Below are 22,119 nucleotides of genomic sequence, written 5' to 3'. Positions count from 1 at the left end.
GCACCGACGGACCGCGTGCCAGCATGACGGCATGAGCGACGACCTGCGCCGCGCCCGGTGGGAGCGGGCGACGGAGTGGCCGCTGACCGTGGCCGCCCTCTTCTTCCTCGTGGCCTACGCGTGGCCGGTCCTCGACCCGACGCTCTCCGGGGGATGGCTGACGGCCCTCGAGGTCCTGTCGTGGACGGCGTGGGCGGCCTTCCTCGTGGACTACCTCGTGCGCCTCCGGCTGGCCTCGCACCGGGTCGAGTTCGTCCGGCACAACCTCATCGACCTCGCGGTGGTCGTGCTGCCGCTGCTCCGGCCGCTGCGGCTCCTGCGGCTCGTCACCCTGCTCGCCGTCCTCAACCGCAAGGCCGGCGGGTCGCTGCGCGGCCGGGTGTCGGTCTACGTCGCGGGCGCGGCGCTCATGGTCATCCTCGTCGCGAGCCTCGCGGAGCTCCAGGCCGAGCGCGGCGCACCGGGCGCCCTCATCCGGACCTTCGGCGACGCGCTCTGGTGGGCCGCGACCACCGTGACGACGGTCGGGTACGGCGACCTCTACCACGTGACGACGCAGAGTCGGTGGGTCGCGGTCGGCCTCATGCTCGCCGGCATCGCGCTCATCGGTGTCGTGACGGCGACCTTCGCCAGCCGGCTCATCGAGCAGGTGGCCGAGATCGAGGAGACCTCGCGGTCCGCGACCGCCTCGGACGTCGAGGCGCTGTCGGCGCAGATCGCCCGTCTCCAGCGGACGGTCGAGGAGCTGCGGGCCGGCTCCACCGGCGGTGACGCGGGTCAGCCGTCCGCGGCGGCGCCGCAGGCGGTCACCCGCCAGAGCACCATGGCACCGCCCGCGTCGACCCGCTCGAACCCCGGCGATCCCTCGACCTCGAGCCCGGCGTAGCCCTGGCGGCGACGGTCGTCCGTCCAGAAGCGCGAGCCTCCCGTCAGCACGTGGGTGACCCCGAGCCGACGGACGGCGGCGCAGACCTCGGGCCGCCGGGCGGCCTCGTCGAGCGAGCTGCCGACGAGGACGCGGTCGGGGTCCCAGGCACCGGTGAGGTGCGGGAAGAGCGCACGACGGTCGCCGAGCGGCCCGGTGAGGGCTGCGCCGTCGAACGGGTTGCCCGCGACGACGGCGTCCGGCCCGACCTCGCGTGGGAGCCGTCCGAGGAGGGCCGCGGCCGCGGGGTCGAGCATCGGCTCGGACCGGTACCACCGCGCGACGACGGACGCCGTGTCGGCCCACGACAGACCGCTCGTCGCGACCGCCACCGCGGCGAGCAGCGCGCCGCCCACGACCGCCGGGGACACCCCGCGGCGCTGGGCCGCCACGCGTGCGGCGACCGCCTCGACGGCGAGCGCGGCCAGGGGCACGGCGCCCACCGCCGCGAGCGCGGCGAGGCGGAAGGCGTCGTCGTACCAGGGCCCGCTCGCGAGCCGCGCGACGACGGAGTCGCTCCCGGCGACGAGCGCGAAGAGCCCGCCGCCGACGACGTGCACCGCCAGGAGCCAGCGCAGGTGGGCCCGCCGCCAGGCCACGACGCACCCGACGAGGGTCAGGCCGGCGAGCAGCAGGGGCACGGGGACCCGCTGCGGCGAGAGGAGCGCCCACTCCCCCAGCGCCTGCGGAACCGTCTCGCGGGCCGGCCAGGACGTGCGCCGCGTGGCGGCGAACAGCGGTGACCACGCGACGAGCCAGACGGTGGCGGCGGCCGCGACGAGCGTGAGGACCCGTCTGCGTCCGCCCGCCGGCCACCGGGTCACGAGGGCGACGACGACCCCGAGGACGAGCCACGTGACCGCGGTGTTGGGATGGGCGAGCACGAGCCCCGCCGCGGCGACCGGCAGCAGCACGACCGACGTGGAGGCGCCGACGGCGACCTCGCGTCCCGCCCCCAGGACCACGACGAGCAGGGCGAGCGCCGCGGGCAGCAGGGCCGTCCCCAGCGCGTTGGGCCAGAGGGTGCCGTAGGAGGAGAGGACGACCGGTGACGCGGTGACGCCGGCGGCGAGCGCCCCGGCGGCCGCGACGGCGACCGGACGGCGCCCGAGGGCGACGCGGGCGAGGGCGACGCACCCGAGCGGATGGACGACGGCGACCACGACGAGCGCGACGGCGGTGGAGGAGACGACGACCGTCGAGCCGGTGACGCCGGCCACGAGCGCGACGAGGTCGTGCCAGGCCGCGGGGTAGAAGGCGTGCGTCAGCCCCGGCGCGTTGAGCGTGCCGAGGTCGAGCGAGGACCCGTCGCCGGTGGTCAGCACCCGCCAGGACGCGGACAGGTGGAAGACCGCGTCGAACGTCTGCGGCCAGCGGGAGGGCTCGCCGACCCCGCGCACGGACCCGGCCACGAGCGCCGCACCCCCGGCCACCACGCCGACGACGGCCGCGACCCGGACGGACGCAGGCTCCGCGGCGTCCACCACCCCGTCCGGCCGGACCGTCCGCACGAGCTGTCGTACGCCGGCCGCGGCGGCCACGACGACGAGCGCCCCGACCCCGGCGGCCACCGGCCCCCACGGCACCCCGACGACGGACGCGGCGACCGCCGTCACCGCGAGCGTGCCCACGGACAGCACCGGCGCCAGGCCCACGCCGAGCACGCCCCGGACCCCCACGACCCGGCCCACCAGCAGCCCGGGCAGGAGCAGCGCGAGGAGCGCGGTGCCGACGGCCGGGGCGGCGCCCCACCACGTCACAGGACCGCCCGGAGGTGCTCGACCGCCGCGACGACGGGGCCGTCGTGCACGACGCGGCCGGCGTCGAGGACGACACCGCGGTCGCAGAGCCGCTCGACGAGCGGCAGGTCGTGGCTGACGACCACGAGCGTGCGCCCCTCGGCCGAGAGCTGCCCGATCCGCGCGATGCACTTGTCCCGGAACGCCTCGTCCCCGACGGCGAGGACCTCGTCGACGAGGAAGACGTCGGGGTCGGTGTGCACGGCCACGCTGAAGGCGAGCCGGAGGAACATCCCGGAGGAGTAGAAGCGCACCTGGGTGTCGAGGAACGGACCGACGTCGGCGAACTCGACGATGTCCTCGAAGCGGGCGCGGATGGCGCCCGGGTCCATCCCGAGGATCGCGGCGTTGAGGTGCACGTTCTCGCGGCCGGTGAGGTCGGGATGGAAGCCGGCCCCCACCTCGAGCAGCCCGGCGAGCCTGCCGCGCACCCTCACCCGTCCGCTGTCGGGGGACATGACCCCGGCGACGAGCTTGAGGAGCGTCGACTTCCCCGACCCGTTGCGGCCGAGCAGCGCCACCGACTCGCCCTCCCGGATGTCCAGGTCCAGCGTCTCGAGGGCCCGGAAGTCCTCGTGCCGCGGCCGGCCCTGGACCGCCCAGACCAGCCCTTCCTTGAGCGAGTGCGTGTGCCGCAGCCGGAAGTGCTTCGAGGCACCCTCGACCGAGACCGCGACCTGGTTCGCCACCTCAGAGCTCCTGCGCGAAGCGCCCGGAGAGGCGGCGGAAGACGAGCTGCCCGACCGCGAGCAGCACGAGCGACGTGGCGAGCGCGACGACCGTGCGGCCGACGAGCCCGTCGGGCAGCGCACCCGGCGCGGTCGCGGCGGGCCACGTCGCGCGGTGCACGAGGTCGACCGCGACGGTCAGCGGGTTGTGCTGGTAGAGAGCGAAGCCCCACGACCCCGGCCCGAGGAGGCTCTCGACGAGGTGCGTCGGGTAGAGCACCGGCGAGGTCCACACGATGACGGCCAGCACGAGGTCGACGACGTTCTCGACGTCGCGGAAGAGGACGTCGACCGCGGACAGCACGAGCCCGAGACCCGTCGACAGGAGCGCGACGAGCACCACGCAGGCGAGCAGCGCCAGGACGCCCACGCCGTCGGGTCGCCACCCGGACACGAGCGCGCCGACGACGAGGACGAGCACCTGCGGCAGCAGGTGGACGCCCGCGACGCACACGCTGGCGACGGGGAACAGCTCGCGCGGGAGGAAGACCTTGCGTACCAGCTCGCCGTTCGTGACGACCGAGCGGGTGGCGTTGCCCACCGCCTCCGAGAAGGCCGTGACGACGACGAGCCCCCCGAAGAGGTAGACGGCGTAGTCGGCGATCGTGTTCTGCCGCAGCACGAGACCGAGGCCGACGAAGTAGACGCCGAAGGTGACCGCGGGCTTGACGTACGACCAGCCCAGCCCGAGCACGGAGGCCCGGTAGCGGACGCGCAGCTCCTTGCGGACGAGGAGCGAGAGCAGGTACCGCCGCCGTGCCACCTCCGCCAGCCCACCGCCGACGCCCTGGACGACGAGCTCGCTCACCGCCGGTCCATCCCGAGCGTGCGGCGCCAGGCGTCCTCGCCGGTCAGCTCCGGCAGCGCGCCGCGGTAGCGGGAGGCGAGCTCCGGCCAGCGCTGATGCAGCTCGCGGTGCACGGCCACGGCCTCGGCGGTCGCGCGGGCCGCCTCCCCCCGCGAGCGGCGCAGCCACGCGAGCCCCGAGCCGTCCGCTGTCGCGACGAGGGCGGAGTCCATCCGCGCGAGGGACCACCACTTGGCGTCCGCGGCGGCGAGCTCGTGCTCGGGGGCCTCGACCGCCCGGGGCGGCACCGGGCGGGCCTGGTGCACCAGCCCGGCGCCACCGGCCAGCACCGTCCCCAGCCGGCCGGCCGGCGCGGTGGTGGCCGGCTCGCGACGGCGTCGCTGGCGCGGGGTCACCGGCTCGAAGTCGTGGGCGTCGGGACGGACGCGGGCGTCGTCGTGGCCGGCCCGCAGGCGGCGCACCTCGGCCAGGGTCGAGCCCAGCTCGGGGTGCAGCGCCTCGGGCCCGCGCAGCACGTCGCGCAGCGCCCGGGTGCGCAGCGCGGCCGCGCCGTACTGCATCGCGAGGACGTGCTTGACCGACACGAGCAGGCTCTCGCGGACCAGCCGCCCACCCCGGTCGTAGCGCGAGTGCAGCAGCGCGGCAATGATGCGGTTGCGCGCGTGGAAGTACGCCTGCCAGTCGGTGCTGTCGTCCTTGTCCGTCCACGGCACGTGCCAGACCGCGGCACCGGGCAGCGAGACCGTCGGATGGCCCGCCGCGCCGGCCCGCAGCCCGAACTCGGCGTCGTCCCACTTGATGAAGAAGGGCAGCGACAGCCCGACGTCGCGCAGCACGGTGACCGGGACGAGGCACATCCACCAGCCGGTGTAGTCGGCGTGGAGGCGGCGGTGCAGCCAGGGGGTGCCGCGCAGGGTCCGGCGCGCCAGGTCGTGGTCGTGCACCGACGGCCCGGCCGGCGCCCACCGGAACTGCCACGGGCGCACGACCTCGGCGACGGCGTGCAGCACCGAGCGCTCGTGCATCGAGAACATGTGGCCGCCGACGACGGTCGGGCGGCGGCAGTGCCGGGCGAAGGCGACGGCCCGCGCGATGCCCTCGGGCTCGCACACGACGTCGTCGTCGAGGAGCAGCACGTGCTCGGAGCGTCCCGCGTCGAGCGTCTCGAGCATCGCGCGCGAGAAGCCGCCCGAGCCACCGAGGTTCGGCTGACGGATGACGCGCAGCCGGTCGCCGAGGAGACGCTGCGCCTCCTCGAAACCGGGGTCCGCCTCGACCGTGCGGGTGCCCTGGTCGACGACGAGCACCTCGTCGAGGACGTCGGCGAGCTCGTCGGCGGCGCCGAGCTGGGCGAGCAGCGCGGCGCACGAGGAGGGTCGGTCGAACGTCGTGATGCCGACCGTCGTGCCGCCCGCGGGCCGCGGCCCGTCGTCGTCGACCGGCGCGGCCCAGTCGGCCTGCTCGAGGACGAGGTCCTCGTCGCCGGCCACGAGGTCGAACCAGTACCAGCCGCCATCGGCGAAGGTGTCCAGCGGCAGGCGGAGCTCGTGCGTCGCGTCGCCCTCGAGCCGGCGGGAGGTCACCCGCGCGCTCGCGCCGCGGGCCGAGGACCGGTAGACCATGAGGACCCCGCGGCCGCTCGTCCGGACCCGCAGGACGACCTCGCGCACACCGGTCCACCGACGCCAGTACGAGGCCGGGAAGGCGTTGAGGTAGGTGCCGAACGACGTCCCCCCGCCGGCGGGGACCCGGTAGGACCGTCGGCCCAGCACCTGGTCGGGGTGCTGGTCGGACGGCAGGGACGGGGGCGGCGGCTCGTAGGCGGCCACCGGCTCCTGGACGTGGCGCCCGTCGACGTAGAGGGGCAGCACGTCGAGGTCGCCGTCCAGCGGGAGGACGACCCGCGCGACGACGTCGAGCGCGCTCACCGGGCCCCCACCGCGGAACGCGAGACGAGAGCGTCGAGCTCGTTGTCGACGAAGGTGAGCGCCGAGGCGATCGCCATGTGCATGTCGAGGTACTTGTAGGTGCCGAGGCGCCCGCCGAAGTGCACGCCGACGGCGCGCTCGGTCGCGGCCAGCTCGCGGTAGGCGGCGAGCCGCTCCCGGTCCGCGGAGGCCGCGACCGGGTAGTACGGCTCGTCGTCGGGCCCGGCGAACCGCGAGTGCTCGCGCACGACGACGGTCCGGTCGCTCGGGTAGTGGGTCCGCTCGGGGTGGAAGTGGCGGAACTCGAGCACCCGCGTCCACGGGACCGACTCGTCGGCCTCGTTGAGGACGGCCGTGCCCTGGTGGTCGCCGACCGGGAGGACCTCCTGCTCGAAGTCCAGTGTGCGCCAGCCCAGCCGACCGTGCGCGTGGTCGAACCAGCGGTCGACCGGCGCGGTGACGACGACGGGCACCTGCCCCACGAGCCGGTCGCGGTGCAGCGCGTGACCGCGCTCGAGGACGTCGGTCTCGAGACGCACCTCGATGCGCGGGTGGTCGAGCATCCGGGTGAGCCAGGCGGCGTAGCCGTCGACCGGCAGGCCCTCCCAGGTGTCGTTGAAGTACCGGTTGTCGTAGGTGAAGCGGACCGGGAGGCGGCTGATGACCTCGGCGGGCAGCTGCGTCGGGTCGGTCTGCCACTGCTTGGCCGTGTACCCGCGGACGAAGGCCTCGTAGAGCGGCCGGCCGATGAGCGAGACCGCTTTCTCCTCGAGGTTGCGCGGCTCGCCGGTCAGCTCGGCGGCCTGCTCCGCGACGAGGGCCCGGGCCGCCTCCGGCCCGTGGACGCTGCGGAAGAACTGGTTGAGCGTGCCGAGGTTGATCGGCATCGGGTAGACCTCGCCGCGGTGGACGGTCCAGACGCGGTGGACGTAGTCGGTGAAGGCCGTGAACCGGTTGACGTACTCCCAGACCCGCGCGTTGCTCGTGTGGAAGAGGTGGGCGCCGTACCGGTGCACCTCGATGCCCGTCTCCGGCTCGGTCTCGCTCCAGGCGTTGCCGCCGACGTGGTCCCGGCGCTCCACGACGAGCACGTCCAGGCCACGACGGGCCGCCTGCTCGGCGACGGTCAGCCCGTAGAGCCCCGACCCGACGACGACGAGGTCCGCGCGCGTCACGCCTGCTCCTCCGCCGTCGTGCGGGCGGACGGCGGGACGGGGCGCCCCCCGGTCGGCGGGCGGTTCCGGTCCGTCGCCACGGGCAGGGTGAGCTCCGGGCTCGCCGTCGCCGTCGCGGCGGTGGTCGTGAAGGTGTGTCGGTAGGCCCGGCGGCGCAGCGCGGTCGGGACGAGGCGGTAGCCCCCGCGGACGACGGTGTTGCGCACCATCTGCGCGGGGGTGGTGAAGCCCTCGTCGTGCAGCCGACGCTGGAGCCTCAGCTCCGAGCGCAGCTGTCCCAGACCGCCCTTGCGCTCGTAGGCGCCCGCTCCGACGCGGTAGCGCACGAGGGGCTCGGCGAGGTTGGCGACCCGTGCGCCGTCAGCGATCATCCGGGCGAAGACCCAGTAGTCCTCCATGAGCGGGAGCTCGCGGTAGCCGCCGGCCGCGAGGACCGCGCTGCGCCGGTAGACGACGGTCGGGTGGTTGAACGGGTTGCGCCAGCGCGCGACCTCGGCGATCTCGCGCGGCGTGGTGGGCGGGACCCGCAGCACACCGCCCTCGCCGGCTCGCACGTCCGTCTCCTCCACCTCGAGCACCGCGGCACCGACGAGGTCGGCCCCCGCCTCGATGACGGGGAGCTGGACGAGGAAGCGGTGGGGCAGCGAGATGTCGTCGGCGTCCATCCGGGCGACCACGTCGTGGCGGCAGGCCGCCAACCCGCTCTGCAACGCCTGGGCCAGACCGACGTTGTGCGACAGGCGGAGCCGACGCACGGGCACGGGTGACCCGGACTCGAGCCGCTCGAGGGTGCTGGCGAGGTCGGGCCCGACGTGGCCGTCCTGCACGACGACGACCTCGTCGGGTCGCCGCAGCTGCTCGTGCACGGTGCTGCGGAACGCCGTGACCAGGTGGTCGGGACGGTCCCCGCGGTAGACGGGGAGGAGCAGGGAGAAGGGTTCGCTCACGTCGTGGACGCTAGGGACGGCAGGGGTCCGGACGGTGAACCCGCCACGACCGGGAGGTGATCGCTGACCGGCCGTCCGCCCACGGACGCCACGGACCGACACGTCCCGCTCCCCCGCCGTTCACCTGAGGGTCGCGCCGGCGCCGCGGCGCGGTCCTAGCGTCGGGGACGTGGCACCACTCGAACCCCGCGTCGTGGCCGTCGTCGTCACCTACCGGCGCCCGGAGCTGCTGTCCGTGGGCCTGACCGCGCTCGCCGGCCAGGACCGCCGCCCGGACGACCTCGTCGTCGTCGACAACGCCGACGACCCGGCGACCCGCGAGGTCGTCGAGCGCTGCGACCTCCCGACCACCTATCTGCCGTCCTCGACGAACCTCGGCGGGGCGGGCGGCTTCGCCTACGGGGTGCTCACGGCCCGCGCCCTCGGTGCCGACCTGGTCTGGCTGGCCGACGACGACGGCCGCCCGGCGACGCCGTCGACCCTCGCCACCCTGCTGGCCGCGGCCGACGCCGAGGGGCTGGAGGTCGCCGCCCCGCTGGTCCTCGACGTCGACGCCCCGGAGCGCCTCGCCTTCGGGCTGCGCCGGGGGACGCGGCGTGCGTCGCTGCGCTCCGACCTGCCCAGCACCGGCGTGGTCCGCGGGGTGGCCAACCCCGTCAACGGGATGCTCCTGTCGACCCGGGCGCTCGACGCGATCGGCGTGCCGGACCCCCGGCTCGTCGTGCGCGGCGACGAGGTCGAGATGCACCGCCGCCTCGTGCGCAGCGGCCTGCCCTTCGCGACCGTCCTCGACGCGACCTGGCTGCACCCGTCCGGCACCCGCGACGTCGTGCCGCTGCTCGGCGGGTCGGTGCCGGTCTACGTCCCCGCCGACCCGGAGCGGGCCAAGGTGGCCTACCGCAACCTCGGCTGGCTGACGAGCCAGCCCGGGATGCGCTGGCGCCGCTGGCCGGACGAGGCGCGCTACGCCTGGTACCACCTCGTCGTCCAGCGCGACCCCGACGGCTGGCGCGTCTGGCGCGAGCGCTCGGCCGCCGGGCGCCGAGAGCAGTTCGCCCCGTCCCGCTGACGGCGGGGAAGCCCGGCCACGCCGCAGTGCCCGACCGTGCAGCAACCGACACATCCGACGACTCCTGCACACCCCGAACCCGCCGACCGTGCAGCAATCGACACATTCGACGATTGCTGCACACCGCCCGGGCGCCGGCCGGCTAGCTGTCGAAGCCGATGCCGACGGCGTCCATCGCCCGCAGCCAGAAGTTGCGGCGCCCGGTCCGGTCCTCCGCGGCGAGGCTCGCCCGGGTCAGGCGCACCCCGAGGCCGCGCACCGGCTCCGGCGGGAACGGCAGCGGCTTGCGGCGCACCATCCCGAGCCGGGTGACCTCGGTGTCGCGACCGTGGACGAGGTCGAGCGCCACCCGCGCGCCGAAGCGCGTCGAGGCGACGCCCAGGCCGGTGTACCCGACGGCGTAGGCGAGCCGGCCCCCCATCGCCGTCCCGAAGACCGGGGTGAAGCGCGACGTCGTGTCGATGACGCCCGCCCACCGGTGCGTGAACCGGACGCCCTCGAGCTGCGGGAAGATCCCGAGGAAGTGGCGGGCGAGCAGGTCGTGCGACCCCGACTGCTCCAGCCGCGGGTCGATGCGCCCCGGGAAGTGGTAGTTGGCGTCGTAGCCGCCGAAGAGGACGCGGTCGTCGAGGGTGCGCCGGTAGTAGTGGAACTGGTTGCCGGCGTCGGTCACGCCCTCGCGCCCCTCCCAGCCGACGGACGAGAGCTGCGCCGGGGACAGCGGCTCGGTCATGAGCACGTGGTCGTAGACGGGCAGCGTGTACAGCGCGAGCCGCTTGAGCACACCCCTGAACGCGCCGGTGCCGAGCACGACCCGGCGCCCGTGCACGCTCCCCCACTCGGTCCCGACGCGCACGCCGTCGCCGTCCTCGTCGAGGCGGGTGACCGCGGTGTCCTCGTGCAGGCGCACCCCGAGCCGCTCGGCGGCCTCGGCCAGGCCCCACACCAGCCGCGCCGGGTCGACGAGGCCGACGGTGGGGTCGTGCATCCCGGCGAGGTAGCGCGGCGAGTCCACCCGGGCCCGCGCCTCCTGCGCCGTCAGCAGCTCGGTCGGCACCCCGTGCGCCCGGTGCAGCGCGTGCGCCTCGCGGACGGTCTCGACCTGGCGCTCGTCGAGGGCGAGGGTCAGCTCGCCGGGGACGTGCAGGTCGCAGTCGATGCCGTACCGCTCGACGGTGGCGGCGAGCGCGGCGAAGTTCTCGGCCCCGAGCCGCTCGAGGGTGGGCACCTCGTCCGGCCAGCAGGCCACCCCCTGACCGAGCCCGTGGGTCAGCGACGGCGAGACGAACCCGCCGTTGCGTCCGGAGGCCGCGACCCCGAGGCGCCCGCGCTCGAGCAGCACGACGTCGCACGACGGGTCGTCCTCCTTGGCCTGGACCGCCGCCCACAGCCCGGTGAACCCACCGCCGACGACGACGAGGTCGGCGCGGTGGCCGTGCCCGGTGAGCGGCGCGCGGGCCGGCGGCCGCAGCGCCGGGCGGTCGGTCCAGAACACGTCCGGGACGGCGTCGGCGAGGGAGGCGTGCGCGGCACCCGGGGAGACGGCCATGCCCCGCATCATGCCCGAGCGGCACCGTCGGCGGCGAGGGGTCGTCCACGGGATCCGTCACCGCGGGACGAGGACACCTCCGGATCGGGACGGTCACACGCACACCTGGCTTCTCGATCCGTCGCGTGGCAGCATCCGGGGATGCCCCAGCGCCTCCTCGCCGACGACGTGACCCGGCTGCCGCTCGCCTACGAGGCCCTGCCGGCCGAGGAGGTCGTCGACGGCGACCCGACGGCCGCCGTGCAGACGCTCGGCGCCGTCGGCGGGGTCGAGGTCGGGGTCTGGGAGATGTCCGCCGGCACCGCCCGTGACACCGAGGTGGACGAGGTGTTCGTCATCCTGTCCGGTTCGGGCACAGTCGAGTTCGAGGACGGAGAGCGCATCCGCCTGGCCCCGGGGACGGCCGTCCGGCTGCACGCCGGCGAGCGCACGGTGTGGAGCGTCGAGAAACCGCTCCGGAAGGTGTGGGTCGCCTGAGGGCTCCGGCAGGCGCTGGAGGTGCGGGGAGGTCTCGGAACGGTCACAATGCGCCCCATCCGCCCCATCGGACGACCCCGGCTTGCCACGGACCGCACCGGCATCAGTAGGTTCCCTGTGCATGAGCGAAGCCCTGGTCGTCCTCAAGGACGTCAACAAGCACTTCGGTGACCTCCACGTGCTCAAGGACATCACCCTCGAGGTCGGCCGTGGCGAGGTCGTCATCCTCATCGGACCGTCCGGGTCCGGGAAGTCCACCCTCTGCCGGACGATCAACCGCCTCGAGACCTTCGAGTCCGGCTCGATCACCATCGACGGCAAGGCCCTGCCCGAGGAGGGCAAGGAGCTCGCCGCGCTGCGGGCCGACGTCGGGATGGTCTTCCAGTCCTTCAACCTCTTCGCCCACAAGACGATCCTCGAGAACGTCACGCTCGGGCCGATCAAGGTCCGCGGGATGAAGAAGGCCGACGCCGAGAAGCGCGCCACCGAGCTGCTCGAGCGCGTCGGTGTCGCGCACCAGGCGCAGAAGTACCCCGCGCAGCTGTCGGGCGGCCAGCAGCAGCGCGTGGCGATCGCCCGCTCCCTCGCGATGGACCCGAAGGTCATGCTCTTCGACGAGCCGACCTCCGCGCTCGACCCCGAGATGATCACCGAGGTCCTCGACGTCATGGTCGAGCTCGCGAAGAGCGGCATGACGATGATCGTCGTCACCCACGAGATGGGCTTCGCCCGCAAGGCCGCCAACCGCGTCGTGTTCCTCTCCGACGGGCAGATCGTCGAGGAGAACACGCCGGAGGAGTTCTTCACCAACCCCCGCAGCGAGCGCGCCAAGGACTTCCTCGGGAAGATCCTGACCCACTGACCGGGGCGGCCGACCGGGCCACCCGACGACCACGAGTCGACCAACACCAGGAGGAACACCGACATGAAGAGCACCCGGATCGGACTCGTCGCCGCGGCGGCGGTCCTCGCGCTCACGGCGAGCGCCTGTGGCTCCGACGACGGCGGGGAGGGCTCCGGCGGCGACGGCATCAAGATCGGCATCAAGTTCGACCAGCCCGGTCTCGGCCTGAAGAAGGGCAGCGACTACGCCGGCATGGACGTCGACGTCGCGAAGTACGTGGCCAAGCAGCTCGGCCACGAGGAGGGCGACATCCAGTGGGTGCAGGCCCCGAGCGCCCAGCGCGAGAACCTGCTGAGCACCGGCCAGGTCGACATGATCGTCGCGACCTACTCGATCACCGACGAGCGCAAGGAGAAGGTCGGGTTCGCCGGACCGTACTTCGTCGCCGGCCAGGACCTCCTCGTGCGGGCCGACGACTCCTCCATCACCGGCCCCGACAGCCTCGACGGCAAGAAGCTGTGCTCGGTCACCGGCTCGACCTCGGCGCAGAAGGTCAAGGACGAGGTCGCGGGCGTCAACCTCCGCGAGTTCGGCACCTACTCCGAGTGCGTCACCGCGCTCGTCTCCGGCGGCGTCGACGCGCTGACCACCGACGACACGATCCTCGCCGGCTACGCCGCGCAGGACCAGTACAAGGGCAAGCTCAAGGTCGTCGGCCAGCCGTTCTCGCAGGAGAACTACGGCATCGGCCTCAAGAAGGGCGACACCGCCACCTGCCAGAAGGTCACCGACGCCATCAACAAGATGATCACCGACGGCGACTGGCAGAAGATCGTCGACGCGAACCTGGGCCCGGCGGGCTACAAGCCGCCGGCGGGCAACCCGCCCACCCCGGACGCCTGCTCCTGACCGCAGCCCGTCCGGACCCGCGCACCGCCCGCCCCTCGGGGCGGGCGGTGCCGGGCCCGAGGGCCACCGCCCCGGCCGAAAGGTGAGGTGATGGGCGACATCATCGGCAACTACGACATCCTCGGTGCCTTCTGGGTGACGATCCAGCTCTCCGTGCTCTCCGCGCTGGGCTCGCTCGTCATCGGCACCGTGCTCGCGGTCTTCCGCGTCTCCCCCGTCCGCGTCCTGCGGGCCCTCGGGGCGTTTTACGTCAACGTCCTGCGCAACACGCCGCTGACGCTCCTCATGGTCTTCAGCATCCTCGGGATGAGCATCATCCTCGGGCTGCAGCTGAGCCAGGACCAGGCCCGCGACTCCTACTGGTGGGCGGTCATCATGCTGTCGGTCTACCACGCGGCCTTCGTCTGCGAGGCGATCCGCAGCGGCGTCAACACCATCCCCGCCGGGCAGGCCGAGGCCGCCCGCTCCATCGGGCTGACCTTCGGCCAGTCGATGCGCGAGGTGCTGCTGCCGCAGGCGTTCCGTGGCGCCATCGCGCCGCTCGGCTCGACCCTCATCGCGCTCATCAAGAACACGACGGTGGCCGCGGTCATCCTCGGCACCGCCGAGGCCGCCGGCCTCCTCGCGCAGATCACCGAGAACGAGGGCGCGAGCCTGCCGACGTTCTTCCTCTTCGCCCTCGGCTTCGTCATCCTCACGCTGCCGATCGGCCTCGCGGTCACCTCCCTCTCCCGACGTCTGGCGGTCAAGCGATGAGCAGCGACAGCGTCCTCTTCGACGCCCCCGGCCCGCGGGCCCGACTGCGGCACAGCGTCCTCACGGTCATCGGGGTCCTCCTCGTGGTCGCCGCCGGGTGGATCGTGTACCGCAAGATGTCGGAGGCCGGCCAGCTCGACCCGGCGCTGTGGACCCCCTTCGTCACGGACCCCGCCGTGTGGACCGAGTACCTGCTCCCCGGCTTCTGGGAGACCCTCAAGGCCGCGGCCGCGTCGGTCGTCCTCGCGGGCGTGTACGGCCTGGTCTTCGGGATGGGCCGCCTCTCGCACGTGCGCGCGGTGCGCTGGGTGAGCGGTGTCGTCGTGGAGTTCTTCCGCTCGGTGCCGGTCCTCCTCATGATGGTCTTCCTCTTCTTCGGCTACTTCGCGACCGCGACGTGGCTGCCCAACCAGTACGCCCCGATGGCCGCCGTCGTCGTCGGCCTGACGCTCTACAACGGCTCGGTCATCGCCGAGCTCGTGCGCTCGGGCGTGCACTCACTGCCCGCCGGGCAGGCCGAGGCCGGCCTCTCGATCGGCCTCTCCCCCAGCCAGACGCTGCGCAGCATCCAGCTGCCGCAGGCGCTGCGCGCGATGCTGCCCGCGCTCGTCGGGCAGCTCGTCGTCGTCCTCAAGGACACCGCGCTCGGCACCGTCGTGCTCTACCCGGAGCTCCTCACCGCCGCGAAGACGCTGGGGTCCGCGTACGCCAACACGCTGCAGGCGTACATCGTCGCGGCGGCGGTGTTCGTGCTCGTCAACTACGCGCTGACCGTCCTCGCGGGCCGCGTGGAACGCTGGCTCGGCCGGCGCGGTCGCTCGGCCGGTACGCCCCGCTCGGCGGCGGTGCCCTCGGACACGGTGCCGACCGCGGAGGCCACGAGCAGCAGCGCCCGCTGACGTCTCGGTGTCGCCCCGCGATGGGGCGGCACCGAGGTCTCAGGGCACGACGGGCGGACGGGTGTTCCAGCTCGTCTCATCGGCCCAGTTCGTGTGGTCGTCGAACCAGTTCGGGCCGCCGTCCGAGGCCAGCCACACCTCGTTGCCGTAGGAGCGCCAGTAGCGCGTGGGGGCGTCGTAGGCCGACCACGACGTGCCCTCGCCGTTGTTGCCGAGGTGGGGGCAGAACGTCGCCGACTGGTCCCACGCCGTCGACCCGTCCGGCACCTCGATGACCATCCGCATGTCGCTCCTGTGGCGGATCAGCCGGTCCGGGTAGTTCGTCGACCGGAACGAGACGCAGCGGGCGTCCGCGAGCCCCGGCTCCAGGGTCCAGGTCGAGTCGTAGGTGCCGACGGGGTCGCTCATGGAGATGGGGGCGACGTAGAGGCGGAAGGCCCAGTGCCGCAGGTACGAGGTGCTGTCGCCGACCGTCGACCGCGAGAACGACCACCGGCCGCTCGTCGGCGGTCCGGTCCGACCGGCGGCGTGGTGCCGCAGGACGTCGGGGGGCGTCAGCGCGGACGTGTAGTAGGACGCGAAGGCGAGGCTGCCCGCGAGAGCCGTGCTCGACGCCTCGCCCGGCCAGCGCGAAGCCATGACCCCGTGCCCCCCGTTGCCGATCCGCCAGTACTGCGACAGGCCCGAGCTCGTCGTGACGGACGGGTCCGAAGCGACGGGCACATCCTCGTCGTCGCGCTCAGCCGGAGGTGCGACCCGTCCCCGGCAGGGGCAGCGTGAAGGTGAAGCAGGCACCGCCCTGAGCGCGCGTGCGGCCGATCAGGTCGCCGCCGTGGAGTCGGGCGATGTCGCGGGCGATGGCCAGCCCGAGGCCCGACCCGTTGTGCGCGCGGGTGTCGCTGGCGTCGGCCTGGACGAACGGCTCGAAGATCCGCTCCTCCATACCCGCCGGGATGCCCGGGCCCTCGTCCTGCACCTCGACCCGCACCCACAGTGCGTCGTGCGAGACCCGCACCGTGACCGGCGCCCCGGCCGGGGAGAACTTCGCCGCGTTGACGAGCAGGTTGGTGACGACCTGCACGACGCGGTCGGGGTCGACGTGCACCGGGGTCGGCTCGGCGCCGCCGTGCACGACCACGTCGGTGGCCCCCCGCGCGGCCGAGGAGTCGGCGACCGCCGACGCGACGAGGTCCTCGACGACCTCGTCACGGTGGCGCAGCACGATCCGCCCGGTCCGCAGCCGCTCGGTGTCGAGGATGTCCCCGACGAGCCGCACGAGCCGGTCCGCGCTGGCGGTCGCGACGTCGACGAGCCGGGACGCCGGCGCCGGCAGCTCACCGACCGCGCCGCCCCCGAGGAGCCCGAGCGCCCCGCGCAGCGACGTGAGCGGCGTGCGCAGCTCGTGGCTGGCCATCGCCATGAACTGGTCCTTCATCCGCTCGACCGCCCGGGCGGCCTCGACGTCGCGCAGGATGACGACCGCGCCGCGGCCGGTCTGCATCGGTGAGACCATCCACTCGGCCGCGAAGGAGGTGCCGTCGGGTCGGACGTGGCGGGCACGCGTGGGCAGCCGCGGGTCGGACATCGCCTCGTCCGGGGCGCTCGGGCGGTTCAGCACGTCGGTGTCGAGGCTGCCGAGCACGTCCTCCCGCGCCAGCCCCAGCAGGTCCGCGCCGGCCCGGTTGACGAAGGTGACGACGCCGTGGTCGTCGACGCCGAAGATGCCCTCCTCGACCGAGTCGAGCACCGTCGAGAGGCGGTCGCTGAGGTCGCGCAGGTCGGCCGCCCGGGCCGCGAGCTCGGCCTCGGCATGGTGCCTCTCGACGCTCCGCCCGAGCTGAACGCCGACCTGCGCCATCACGTCGAGCAGGCCGGGCTCGACCTCGGTCTCCTCGCGCGAGAACACCTGCACCACACCGACGGTCCGGTCCCTGACCGTGATCGGCAGCGCCATCGCCGTGCGCAGCCCGAGGGCGCGGACGGCGTGCGCGGAGGCCGAGCCGTCCGACGCGTCGACCGCTTCCCAGGCGGGACCGCCGCGCCGCATCGCCTCGGCGACGACCGGGAGGGAGGCGACGCCGGCGGTCTCGACCTCGCGCCGCAGGCCCTCGGTGCACAGCCCGTCGACGGCGAGCCACAGGTGCGTCGGGTCCGCACCGCAGGGGCGTCCGTCCGACCGGCCGTCGCCGGACGGCGCGCCGTCCGGGGCGAGGCAGGCGTGCGCGAGGTCCCACCCCCCGAGGTCGAGCAGCGCCCGGAGGGTCTGCTGCACGGCCGACTCCACGTCCGGCGCGGCGTTCGCCGCGGACGCGACGGTGCCGAGCAGCTCGAGGACCTGGCGCTGCGCGCGCAGCGCCTCGGCCGCGGCGCGCCGGTCCGTCAGGTCCTGGGCGACCTCGGCGTAGCCCTGCAGCCCGCCCCGGGCGTCGCGCAGCGCCGTGACGGTCGAGCTCATCCAGCCGAGCGAGCCGTCCCGTCGCACCCGCCAGCCCTCGTCGCGCGAGACCCCCTCGGCGCGGGCCCGGCGCAGGATCTCCTCGGATGCCGTGTCACCCTCCCCCGGGTGCAGGACGGCCACGTGCCGGCCCACCACCTCGGCCGCCTCGTAACCGAACACCTGCGTGGCGCCCGCGTTCCAGCTCGTGACGACGCCGTCCTCGTCGAGGTGGACGATCGCGTGGTCCCTGACCTGCTCGACGAGCATCCGGAACCGTTGCTGCTGCGACGAGAGCGCCTCCTGCAGCGCGCGCCCGTCGGTGATGTCCCGGAAGCTCCAGACCCGCCCGACGACCTCCCCGTCGACGGACTGGGGTCGCGAGTAGCGCTGGAAGACACGGCCGTCCTCGAAGAGGATCTCGTCGAAGCTCGTCTCCTCGGTCGCGGCGTACAGGTACTCGATGCGCGCCATGAAGGCCACCGGGTCGGCAACCTGGGCCACGACCGCCTCGAGGACCGCCTTGTCGTCGCCGGCGGCGAGCAGCGCCGACGGCACCCGCCACATCGTCGCCCACTTCTCGTTCCACCCCGCGAACCGCCCGTGCCGGTCGACGACGAGGATGCCGTCGACCGTCGACTCGAGCGTCGCGCTGAGCAGGGCCGCCGACTCCAGGGAGCGGGCGCGGTCCTCGAGCATCCGCTGGGCCCGCAGGGTCATCAGCTCGAGCCACTCCAGCGTGTCGTCGGTCTCGGGCGAGGGCATCGCCACGAGCCGCACCGACTCGCCGCGCGACCCGGTCCGGGTCACGTCCTCCGGCACGGCCGCCCCGGCGTCGAACGCCGCCGCCGTCACCGAGACGTGCAGGCCGTCGCGGAAGGACACCTCGCAGCGCTCGGCCGCGCACAGCTCCATCGCCGTGTGCACGAGCGGCTCGAGGGCCTCCCCCAGGGTGCTCCCGGCGCTGGTGAGGTCGACCAGCCGGCCGTGCGCCGCCACCTTGAGCTCGGAGCGCCGCAACGAGGTCACGTCGACGAACACCCCGTCGAACACTGGGCCGTGGACGGGGTCCTCGACGACGGTCGCCTCGTCGAGCACCCACACCAGCCGGCCGTCGTGCCGCACGAAGCGGTACTCGGAGACGAGGACCCCGAGCTCGAGCCCCGCCTCCTCCCGCAGCAGCGCCGCGTCGCGGTCCGCCGGGTGCAGGCGCGACTCCCAGAAGTCGACGTCGGCGAGCAGCTCGTCGCGGTCGAGCCCGAACATCTCGCGGACGCCACCGCCCACCGACACGAACCGCCCGCGGGCGCCCGGGACCGACCGGTAGGTCATGACCCGCCGGGCGGGGACGCGGTCGACCGCCGGCGCGCGGACCGCCGTCTCCGTTGGCATCGAGGCCCTCCTTGGCGCCGGACGACCACCTCGCCGGTCAGGCGGCAGCGTAGGACGCGCCCCCGCCTCCTGATGCCTCGCGCACGTAGACACTGGCCGAACGGCTGTCCCCCCAGAGTTTCCGCAGACGCGGCCTTGACCGGTCCTTCACACTGCCGCCATGAACATCTCAGAGGGAACGGACTCCCCCTGGCACGTGCTGGTCGTCGACGACGACGAGCTGGTCCTCGAGGTCGCGGCCCTGAGCCTGCGCGCCGTCGGAGGGTTCACCGTCGAGACGGCCGTCGACGGGGCCCACGCCGTCGAGGCCTGCCGCCACCGGCTGCCCGACCTGGTGCTGCTCGACATGATGATGCCGGGGATGGACGGCGCCGAGACGGCGCGGGCCATCAACGGCCTGCCCGGCGCCTCCACGGTCCCCGTCGTCGTGCTCACGGCCAAGGGCGAGGCCGTGCGGGACGGCATCGACGGCACCTCCGTCCTCGCGGTCCTCGAGAAGCCCTTCGACCCGATGACGCTGCCCGACCGCCTCCGCGAGGTGCTGGTCCGCGCATGAGCACCGCACCCTCGACCACCTCGCCGGACGAGCTCGGGCACCCACCGCAGGCGTGGGCGGCGCGGGGCCGTCGACGCCTGACCCGCTCGCTCGGCGTCGCCCTCGTGACGTCCGTCCTCGCCCTCGGGGCCGTCCTCGCCCTGCTCGGGGCGCTCGACACCGACTCGGGCGGACGGGCCGCGCTCGCCCTCGTCGCCGTCGTCGCCTCGGCCTCCGGGGCCGTGGTCGCGCTCCTGGCCTGCCGGTCGCTGCTGCGCGACGTCGACCGTGAGGCGGGACGACTCCGCTCCGCCGCCGGCGCCGCCCGCGCCGCCGCCGTCGAGATGGAAGCCGCGCAGTCTCTCTCGCACGTCGGCTCGTGGTCCTGGGACCCGACGTCCGATGACGTCACCGTCAGCCCGGAGTTCCGACGGATCCTCGGGATCCGTTCCACCACAGGCCATCTCACGACGCAACAGGTCCTGAAGGCTGTGCACCCGGACGACCGCGACCGCCTCGCCGTACCCGAGCTGCGCCGCAGCACCGAGACCGGTGAATCCGTCGACTTCACCTGCCGGGTCTCCGCGCCGCGCGGCGACCTCCTCGAGGTGCGGGTGCGAGCGCGCGTCGACGCGCCGGGCGGGATCCTGCGCGGCACGCTCCAGGACGTGACCGAGGAGCGGCACGCCGAGCTGCTGCGGGCCCAGTTCCTCTCGGTCGTCAGCCACGAGATGCGGACACCGCTGACCTCCATCCGCGGCGCGCTCGGGCTCATCACCGGTGGCGCCGCCGGTCCGGCGAGCCCGGCGGTCCACCGGATGGCCAGCGTCGCCCTCAGCGGCACCGAGCGCCTCGTCCGCACCGTCAACGGCGTCCTCGACCTCGAGCGCGCCCGCACCGGTTCGGACGGGCTCACCCTCGACCTCGTCCCCGTCGACCTCGACGAGGTGGTCCGGGCCGCCGTCGACGAGGTCGAACCCCAGGCCGACAGCCGCAACGTCCGGATCCGGGTGACCTCGGCCGGGCCCACGCACCTGATGGCGGACGCCGACCGGCTCGTCCAGGCGCTCGTCAACGTCCTCGGCAGCGCCGTCCGGCACAGCCCGGTCGACGGCTCGGTGCGCGTGTCCGCGGAGGTCCGCGACACGACGGCCGTCATCGCCGTCACCGACCTCGGGCCGCTCGTGTCCACCGCCGCGCTGGCGACCCTCTTCGACCGCTCGACGGGTGCGTCGGGCCCGGCGTCGGGCCGCGGCGGCGACGGGGCCAACCTCGGCCTGAGCATCAGCCGGTCGATCGTCGAGGCCCACGCCGGCCGGGTCACGGCCACCTCGCGTCCGGACGCCGGGACGACCCTCACGCTCGAGCTGCCGCTGCCCGTGACGGCGTCCGACGCCGCGCCGGCGTCGACGGCCGGCGTCGTCGTCGTCGACACCGACGGCGCCGCCGCCGACCGGGTCGCGGGTCTGCTCGCTGCCGCTCCCGCGGACGTCGTCAGCCGCTCCGGCCCCGCGACGGTGGCCGCCGCCGCGGCCGCGCGCCGCCCCACCGCCGTCGTGGCCGGCGACCGCGTCCCGGGCGAGCCCCGCTGGGACCTCGTCGAGCGGCTGCAGGCCGACCGGCAGCTGGCCGACGTGCCCGTCGTGCTCGTCGCCGGCCCGGACGGCGTCCGCGCGGGGGAAGGTCCCGCCCCGTCGACCGAGCCCGAGGGGACCTCGGTGGCCGAGCTGCTCGCCGGGTCGCGCCGGGCGCTCGTCCTCGCCGACACCGCCGACCGCGCCGAGGAGCTGCGCCAGCGCTACACCGACCGGGGCCTGCTGTGCCGCACCGTGACCCGGGCGGCGAAGGTGTCGGCGGTCGTCGACCACCACGACTTCCACCTCGTCGTCGTCGACGCGCCGCTCGCCGCGCACGACCGCAGCGGGCTGCTCCGCTCCTGCCTCGCGGCCCCCCGTCTGGCCGGCGTCCCCGTCCTCGTCGTCCTGCCCACCGCCGAGGACACCGCGGCAGAGGTCCTCGGGGCCTCCGACGCCGACGCCGCGGCGGCGGTCGCCCACACCATCGACACCCTGCGCGAGGTCCGTGCACGCCGGGCCGTCGTCCCGGCCTGAGGAGCAGCCATGATGCCCGGTCACACCCTCCCGGCGACCCGCCGGGACCGCCACGGGCGCCCGCTCACCGCGGGCGCGGTGGCGGCCCTGCTCGAGGAGGACACCTCCCCCGACTGGTGCTCGCTCCTCGACGTGGAACGGAGCTCGCGACGGGCTGCCGCCTACGGCCTGCGCGGCGTGACCTGCGTGCCCGAGCGGGTGGCGGCGGTCCGGTCCTTCCTCCCGGACGCCCAGCGCGTCACCGCCCACCTGGAGTCCACGGAGCCGCTGCGCGACTGGTGCTCGTTCCAGCTGCTCCTCGCGCAGGCCGAGGACGCCGTCGCCGACGGCGCCGACCAGGTCCGGGTGACCGCCGCCCTCGACGACCTCGACCGCCGGCACCTGCGGACCGTCGTGTCCCGGCTCGAGACGCTGCGCGACCTCACCCGCGCCGCCACCGCGGACCTGCGGCTCCACCTCGTCGGGCTCACGGAGGACCGGGTCGACGACGTGGTCGCCGTCGCCGCCCACGTCGGGCTCGACTCCCTCGAGGTGGGAGGGACGCGGCCGGACACCCGGGTGCTCGCCCGCCTCGCCGGCACGCTCCCCGACTCCCTCGAGCTCAAGCTCACCACCCCGATGGCCGACCTCGACCGCCTCCTGCTGACCTACGCCGCCGGCGTGGACACCTTCGGCGCCGACCTCGCGACCGTCATGGCCGCGGCCCGGGCCCGCGAGGAGCGCGGCACCCTCGCCGTGCCGGACGCCCCCGCAGCGGACGAGGTCTCCGCGGCCGGCTGACGGTCACGGTCCGGCGGGACCGGTGGACGCGCGCACCCCGCCGGTCGGCGACAA

Annotated in this window: 19 protein-coding genes; 10 read left to right on the top strand and 9 right to left on the bottom strand. The window is 74.5% G+C overall.

Annotated features, from left to right (window positions below):
- The first annotated feature begins 31 nt into the window (after positions 1-31).
- The gene (locus tag LG324_RS10335; protein ID WP_404347632.1) at positions 32-886 is read left to right on the top strand and encodes a potassium channel family protein; all 855 of its coding nucleotides are present in this window, start codon (positions 32-34) and stop codon (positions 884-886) included.
- On the opposite strand, the gene LG324_RS10330 is transcribed toward LG324_RS10335, so the two are convergent.
- The 6 genes from LG324_RS10330 to LG324_RS10305 are packed head-to-tail and all read right to left on the bottom strand — an operon-like array spanning position 778 to position 8,310.
- Positions 778-2,685 carry a DUF6541 family protein gene (locus tag LG324_RS10330; protein WP_404347630.1) on the bottom strand — a complete coding sequence of 636 codons (1,908 nt, stop codon included), beginning with the start codon at positions 2,683-2,685 and terminating at the stop codon, positions 778-780. The two genes, LG324_RS10335 and LG324_RS10330, sit on opposite strands and share 109 nt — an antisense overlap.
- Entirely contained in the window at positions 2,682-3,413 is a 732-nt protein-coding gene (locus tag LG324_RS10325; protein ID WP_404347627.1) for an ABC transporter ATP-binding protein, read from the bottom strand. The genes LG324_RS10330 and LG324_RS10325 overlap by 4 nt, the downstream gene beginning before the upstream one ends.
- 1 nt (position 3,414) lies before the next feature.
- Positions 3,415-4,260 carry an ABC transporter permease gene (locus LG324_RS10320; protein WP_030529450.1) on the bottom strand — a complete coding sequence of 282 codons (846 nt, stop codon included), beginning with the start codon at positions 4,258-4,260 and terminating at the stop codon, positions 3,415-3,417.
- The gene (locus LG324_RS10315) at positions 4,257-6,188 is read right to left on the bottom strand and encodes a glycosyltransferase (RefSeq protein ID WP_404347625.1); all 1,932 of its coding nucleotides are present in this window, start codon (positions 6,186-6,188) and stop codon (positions 4,257-4,259) included. The genes LG324_RS10320 and LG324_RS10315 overlap by 4 nt, the downstream gene beginning before the upstream one ends.
- A complete protein-coding gene (glf, locus tag LG324_RS10310) occupies positions 6,185-7,363 on the bottom strand; it encodes a UDP-galactopyranose mutase (RefSeq protein WP_404347623.1) in 1,179 nt (392 codons plus the stop codon). The genes LG324_RS10315 and glf overlap by 4 nt, the downstream gene beginning before the upstream one ends.
- Positions 7,360-8,310 (bottom strand): glycosyltransferase, encoded by a 951-nt coding sequence (locus LG324_RS10305; RefSeq protein ID WP_404347621.1) that lies wholly within the window; start codon positions 8,308-8,310, stop codon positions 7,360-7,362. Before LG324_RS10305 ends, glf begins: the two co-directional genes overlap by 4 nt.
- A 169-nt stretch (positions 8,311-8,479) precedes the next feature.
- Between LG324_RS10305 and LG324_RS10300 the strand changes: the two genes are divergently transcribed.
- The gene (locus LG324_RS10300; RefSeq protein ID WP_404347619.1) at positions 8,480-9,379 is read left to right on the top strand and encodes a glycosyltransferase; all 900 of its coding nucleotides are present in this window, start codon (positions 8,480-8,482) and stop codon (positions 9,377-9,379) included.
- 142 nt (positions 9,380-9,521) lie between these two features.
- Here LG324_RS10300 and LG324_RS10295 read toward each other — a convergent pair whose 3' ends face one another.
- A complete protein-coding gene (locus LG324_RS10295) occupies positions 9,522-10,928 on the bottom strand; it encodes an NAD(P)/FAD-dependent oxidoreductase (protein WP_404347616.1) in 1,407 nt (468 codons plus the stop codon).
- Between the two features lie 141 nt (positions 10,929-11,069).
- Between LG324_RS10295 and LG324_RS10290 the strand changes: the two genes are divergently transcribed.
- The 5 genes from LG324_RS10290 to LG324_RS10270 all read left to right on the top strand — a co-directional run bounded on the left by LG324_RS10290 (position 11,070) and on the right by LG324_RS10270 (position 14,813).
- The gene (locus tag LG324_RS10290; RefSeq protein WP_404347613.1) at positions 11,070-11,405 is read left to right on the top strand and encodes a cupin domain-containing protein; all 336 of its coding nucleotides are present in this window, start codon (positions 11,070-11,072) and stop codon (positions 11,403-11,405) included.
- 121 nt (positions 11,406-11,526) lie between these two features.
- A complete protein-coding gene (locus LG324_RS10285; protein WP_404347610.1) occupies positions 11,527-12,267 on the top strand; it encodes an amino acid ABC transporter ATP-binding protein in 741 nt (246 codons plus the stop codon).
- 63 nt (positions 12,268-12,330) lie between these two features.
- Positions 12,331-13,158 (top strand): glutamate ABC transporter substrate-binding protein, encoded by an 828-nt coding sequence (locus tag LG324_RS10280; RefSeq protein WP_030529458.1) that lies wholly within the window; start codon positions 12,331-12,333, stop codon positions 13,156-13,158.
- 90 nt (positions 13,159-13,248) lie between these two features.
- Positions 13,249-13,914, top strand: coding sequence for an amino acid ABC transporter permease (locus tag LG324_RS10275; RefSeq protein WP_030529459.1), 666 nt, complete (start codon positions 13,249-13,251; stop codon positions 13,912-13,914).
- On the top strand, positions 13,911-14,813 hold the full coding sequence (locus tag LG324_RS10270; protein ID WP_404347607.1) for an amino acid ABC transporter permease: 903 nt from the start codon (positions 13,911-13,913) through the stop codon (positions 14,811-14,813). The genes LG324_RS10275 and LG324_RS10270 overlap by 4 nt, the downstream gene beginning before the upstream one ends.
- A 39-nt stretch (positions 14,814-14,852) precedes the next feature.
- Here the strand turns inward: LG324_RS10270 and LG324_RS10265 are convergent, their stop codons facing one another.
- A complete protein-coding gene (locus tag LG324_RS10265) occupies positions 14,853-15,536 on the bottom strand; it encodes an AbfB domain-containing protein (RefSeq protein WP_404347605.1) in 684 nt (227 codons plus the stop codon).
- 16 nt (positions 15,537-15,552) lie between these two features.
- Positions 15,553-18,639: a PAS domain S-box protein gene (locus LG324_RS10260; protein ID WP_404347603.1), complete on the bottom strand. Its 3,087-nt coding sequence runs from the start codon at positions 18,637-18,639 to the stop codon at positions 15,553-15,555.
- A 160-nt stretch (positions 18,640-18,799) separates the two neighbouring features.
- Here LG324_RS10260 and LG324_RS10255 point away from each other — a divergent pair, with 160 nt between their 5' ends.
- The 3 genes from LG324_RS10255 to LG324_RS10245 are packed head-to-tail and all read left to right on the top strand — an operon-like array spanning position 18,800 to position 22,065.
- Positions 18,800-19,195 carry a response regulator gene (locus LG324_RS10255; protein WP_404347601.1) on the top strand — a complete coding sequence of 132 codons (396 nt, stop codon included), beginning with the start codon at positions 18,800-18,802 and terminating at the stop codon, positions 19,193-19,195.
- Positions 19,192-21,285 (top strand): ATP-binding protein, encoded by a 2,094-nt coding sequence (locus tag LG324_RS10250; RefSeq protein WP_404347599.1) that lies wholly within the window; start codon positions 19,192-19,194, stop codon positions 21,283-21,285. The genes LG324_RS10255 and LG324_RS10250 overlap by 4 nt, the downstream gene beginning before the upstream one ends.
- Before the next feature lie 9 nt (positions 21,286-21,294).
- Complete coding sequence (locus LG324_RS10245; protein ID WP_404347596.1) at positions 21,295-22,065, top strand: hypothetical protein; 771 nt, start codon at positions 21,295-21,297, stop codon at positions 22,063-22,065.
- The last annotated feature ends 54 nt before the right edge of the window (positions 22,066-22,119 follow it).

The sequence above is a fragment of the Phycicoccus jejuensis genome, assembly GCF_044797865.1.
GTDB lineage: Bacteria > Actinomycetota > Actinomycetes > Actinomycetales > Dermatophilaceae > Phycicoccus > Phycicoccus jejuensis.
Note: the sequence above shows the minus strand (reverse complement) of the source record. Positions and strands in the feature narration are given on the sequence as shown.

What these genes read in the sequence shown, in the direction of transcription:
- LG324_RS10290 (WP_404347613.1), top strand. Translation starts at nt 11,070, where the DNA reads ATGCCCCAGCGCCTCCTCGCCGACGACGTGACCCGGCTGCCGCTCGCC.
- LG324_RS10280 (WP_030529458.1), top strand. Translation starts at nt 12,331, where the DNA reads ATGAAGAGCACCCGGATCGGACTCGTCGCCGCGGCGGCGGTCCTCGCG.
- LG324_RS10245 (WP_404347596.1), top strand. Translation starts at nt 21,295, where the DNA reads ATGATGCCCGGTCACACCCTCCCGGCGACCCGCCGGGACCGCCACGGG.
- LG324_RS10270 (WP_404347607.1), top strand. Translation starts at nt 13,911, where the DNA reads ATGAGCAGCGACAGCGTCCTCTTCGACGCCCCCGGCCCGCGGGCCCGA.
- LG324_RS10295 (WP_404347616.1), bottom strand. Translation starts at nt 10,928, where the DNA reads ATGGCCGTCTCCCCGGGTGCCGCGCACGCCTCCCTCGCCGACGCCGTC.
- LG324_RS10335 (WP_404347632.1), top strand. Translation starts at nt 32, where the DNA reads ATGAGCGACGACCTGCGCCGCGCCCGGTGGGAGCGGGCGACGGAGTGG.
- LG324_RS10275 (WP_030529459.1), top strand. Translation starts at nt 13,249, where the DNA reads ATGGGCGACATCATCGGCAACTACGACATCCTCGGTGCCTTCTGGGTG.
- LG324_RS10255 (WP_404347601.1), top strand. Translation starts at nt 18,800, where the DNA reads ATGAACATCTCAGAGGGAACGGACTCCCCCTGGCACGTGCTGGTCGTC.
- LG324_RS10250 (WP_404347599.1), top strand. Translation starts at nt 19,192, where the DNA reads ATGAGCACCGCACCCTCGACCACCTCGCCGGACGAGCTCGGGCACCCA.
- LG324_RS10285 (WP_404347610.1), top strand. Translation starts at nt 11,527, where the DNA reads ATGAGCGAAGCCCTGGTCGTCCTCAAGGACGTCAACAAGCACTTCGGT.
- LG324_RS10260 (WP_404347603.1), bottom strand. Translation starts at nt 18,639, where the DNA reads ATGCCAACGGAGACGGCGGTCCGCGCGCCGGCGGTCGACCGCGTCCCC.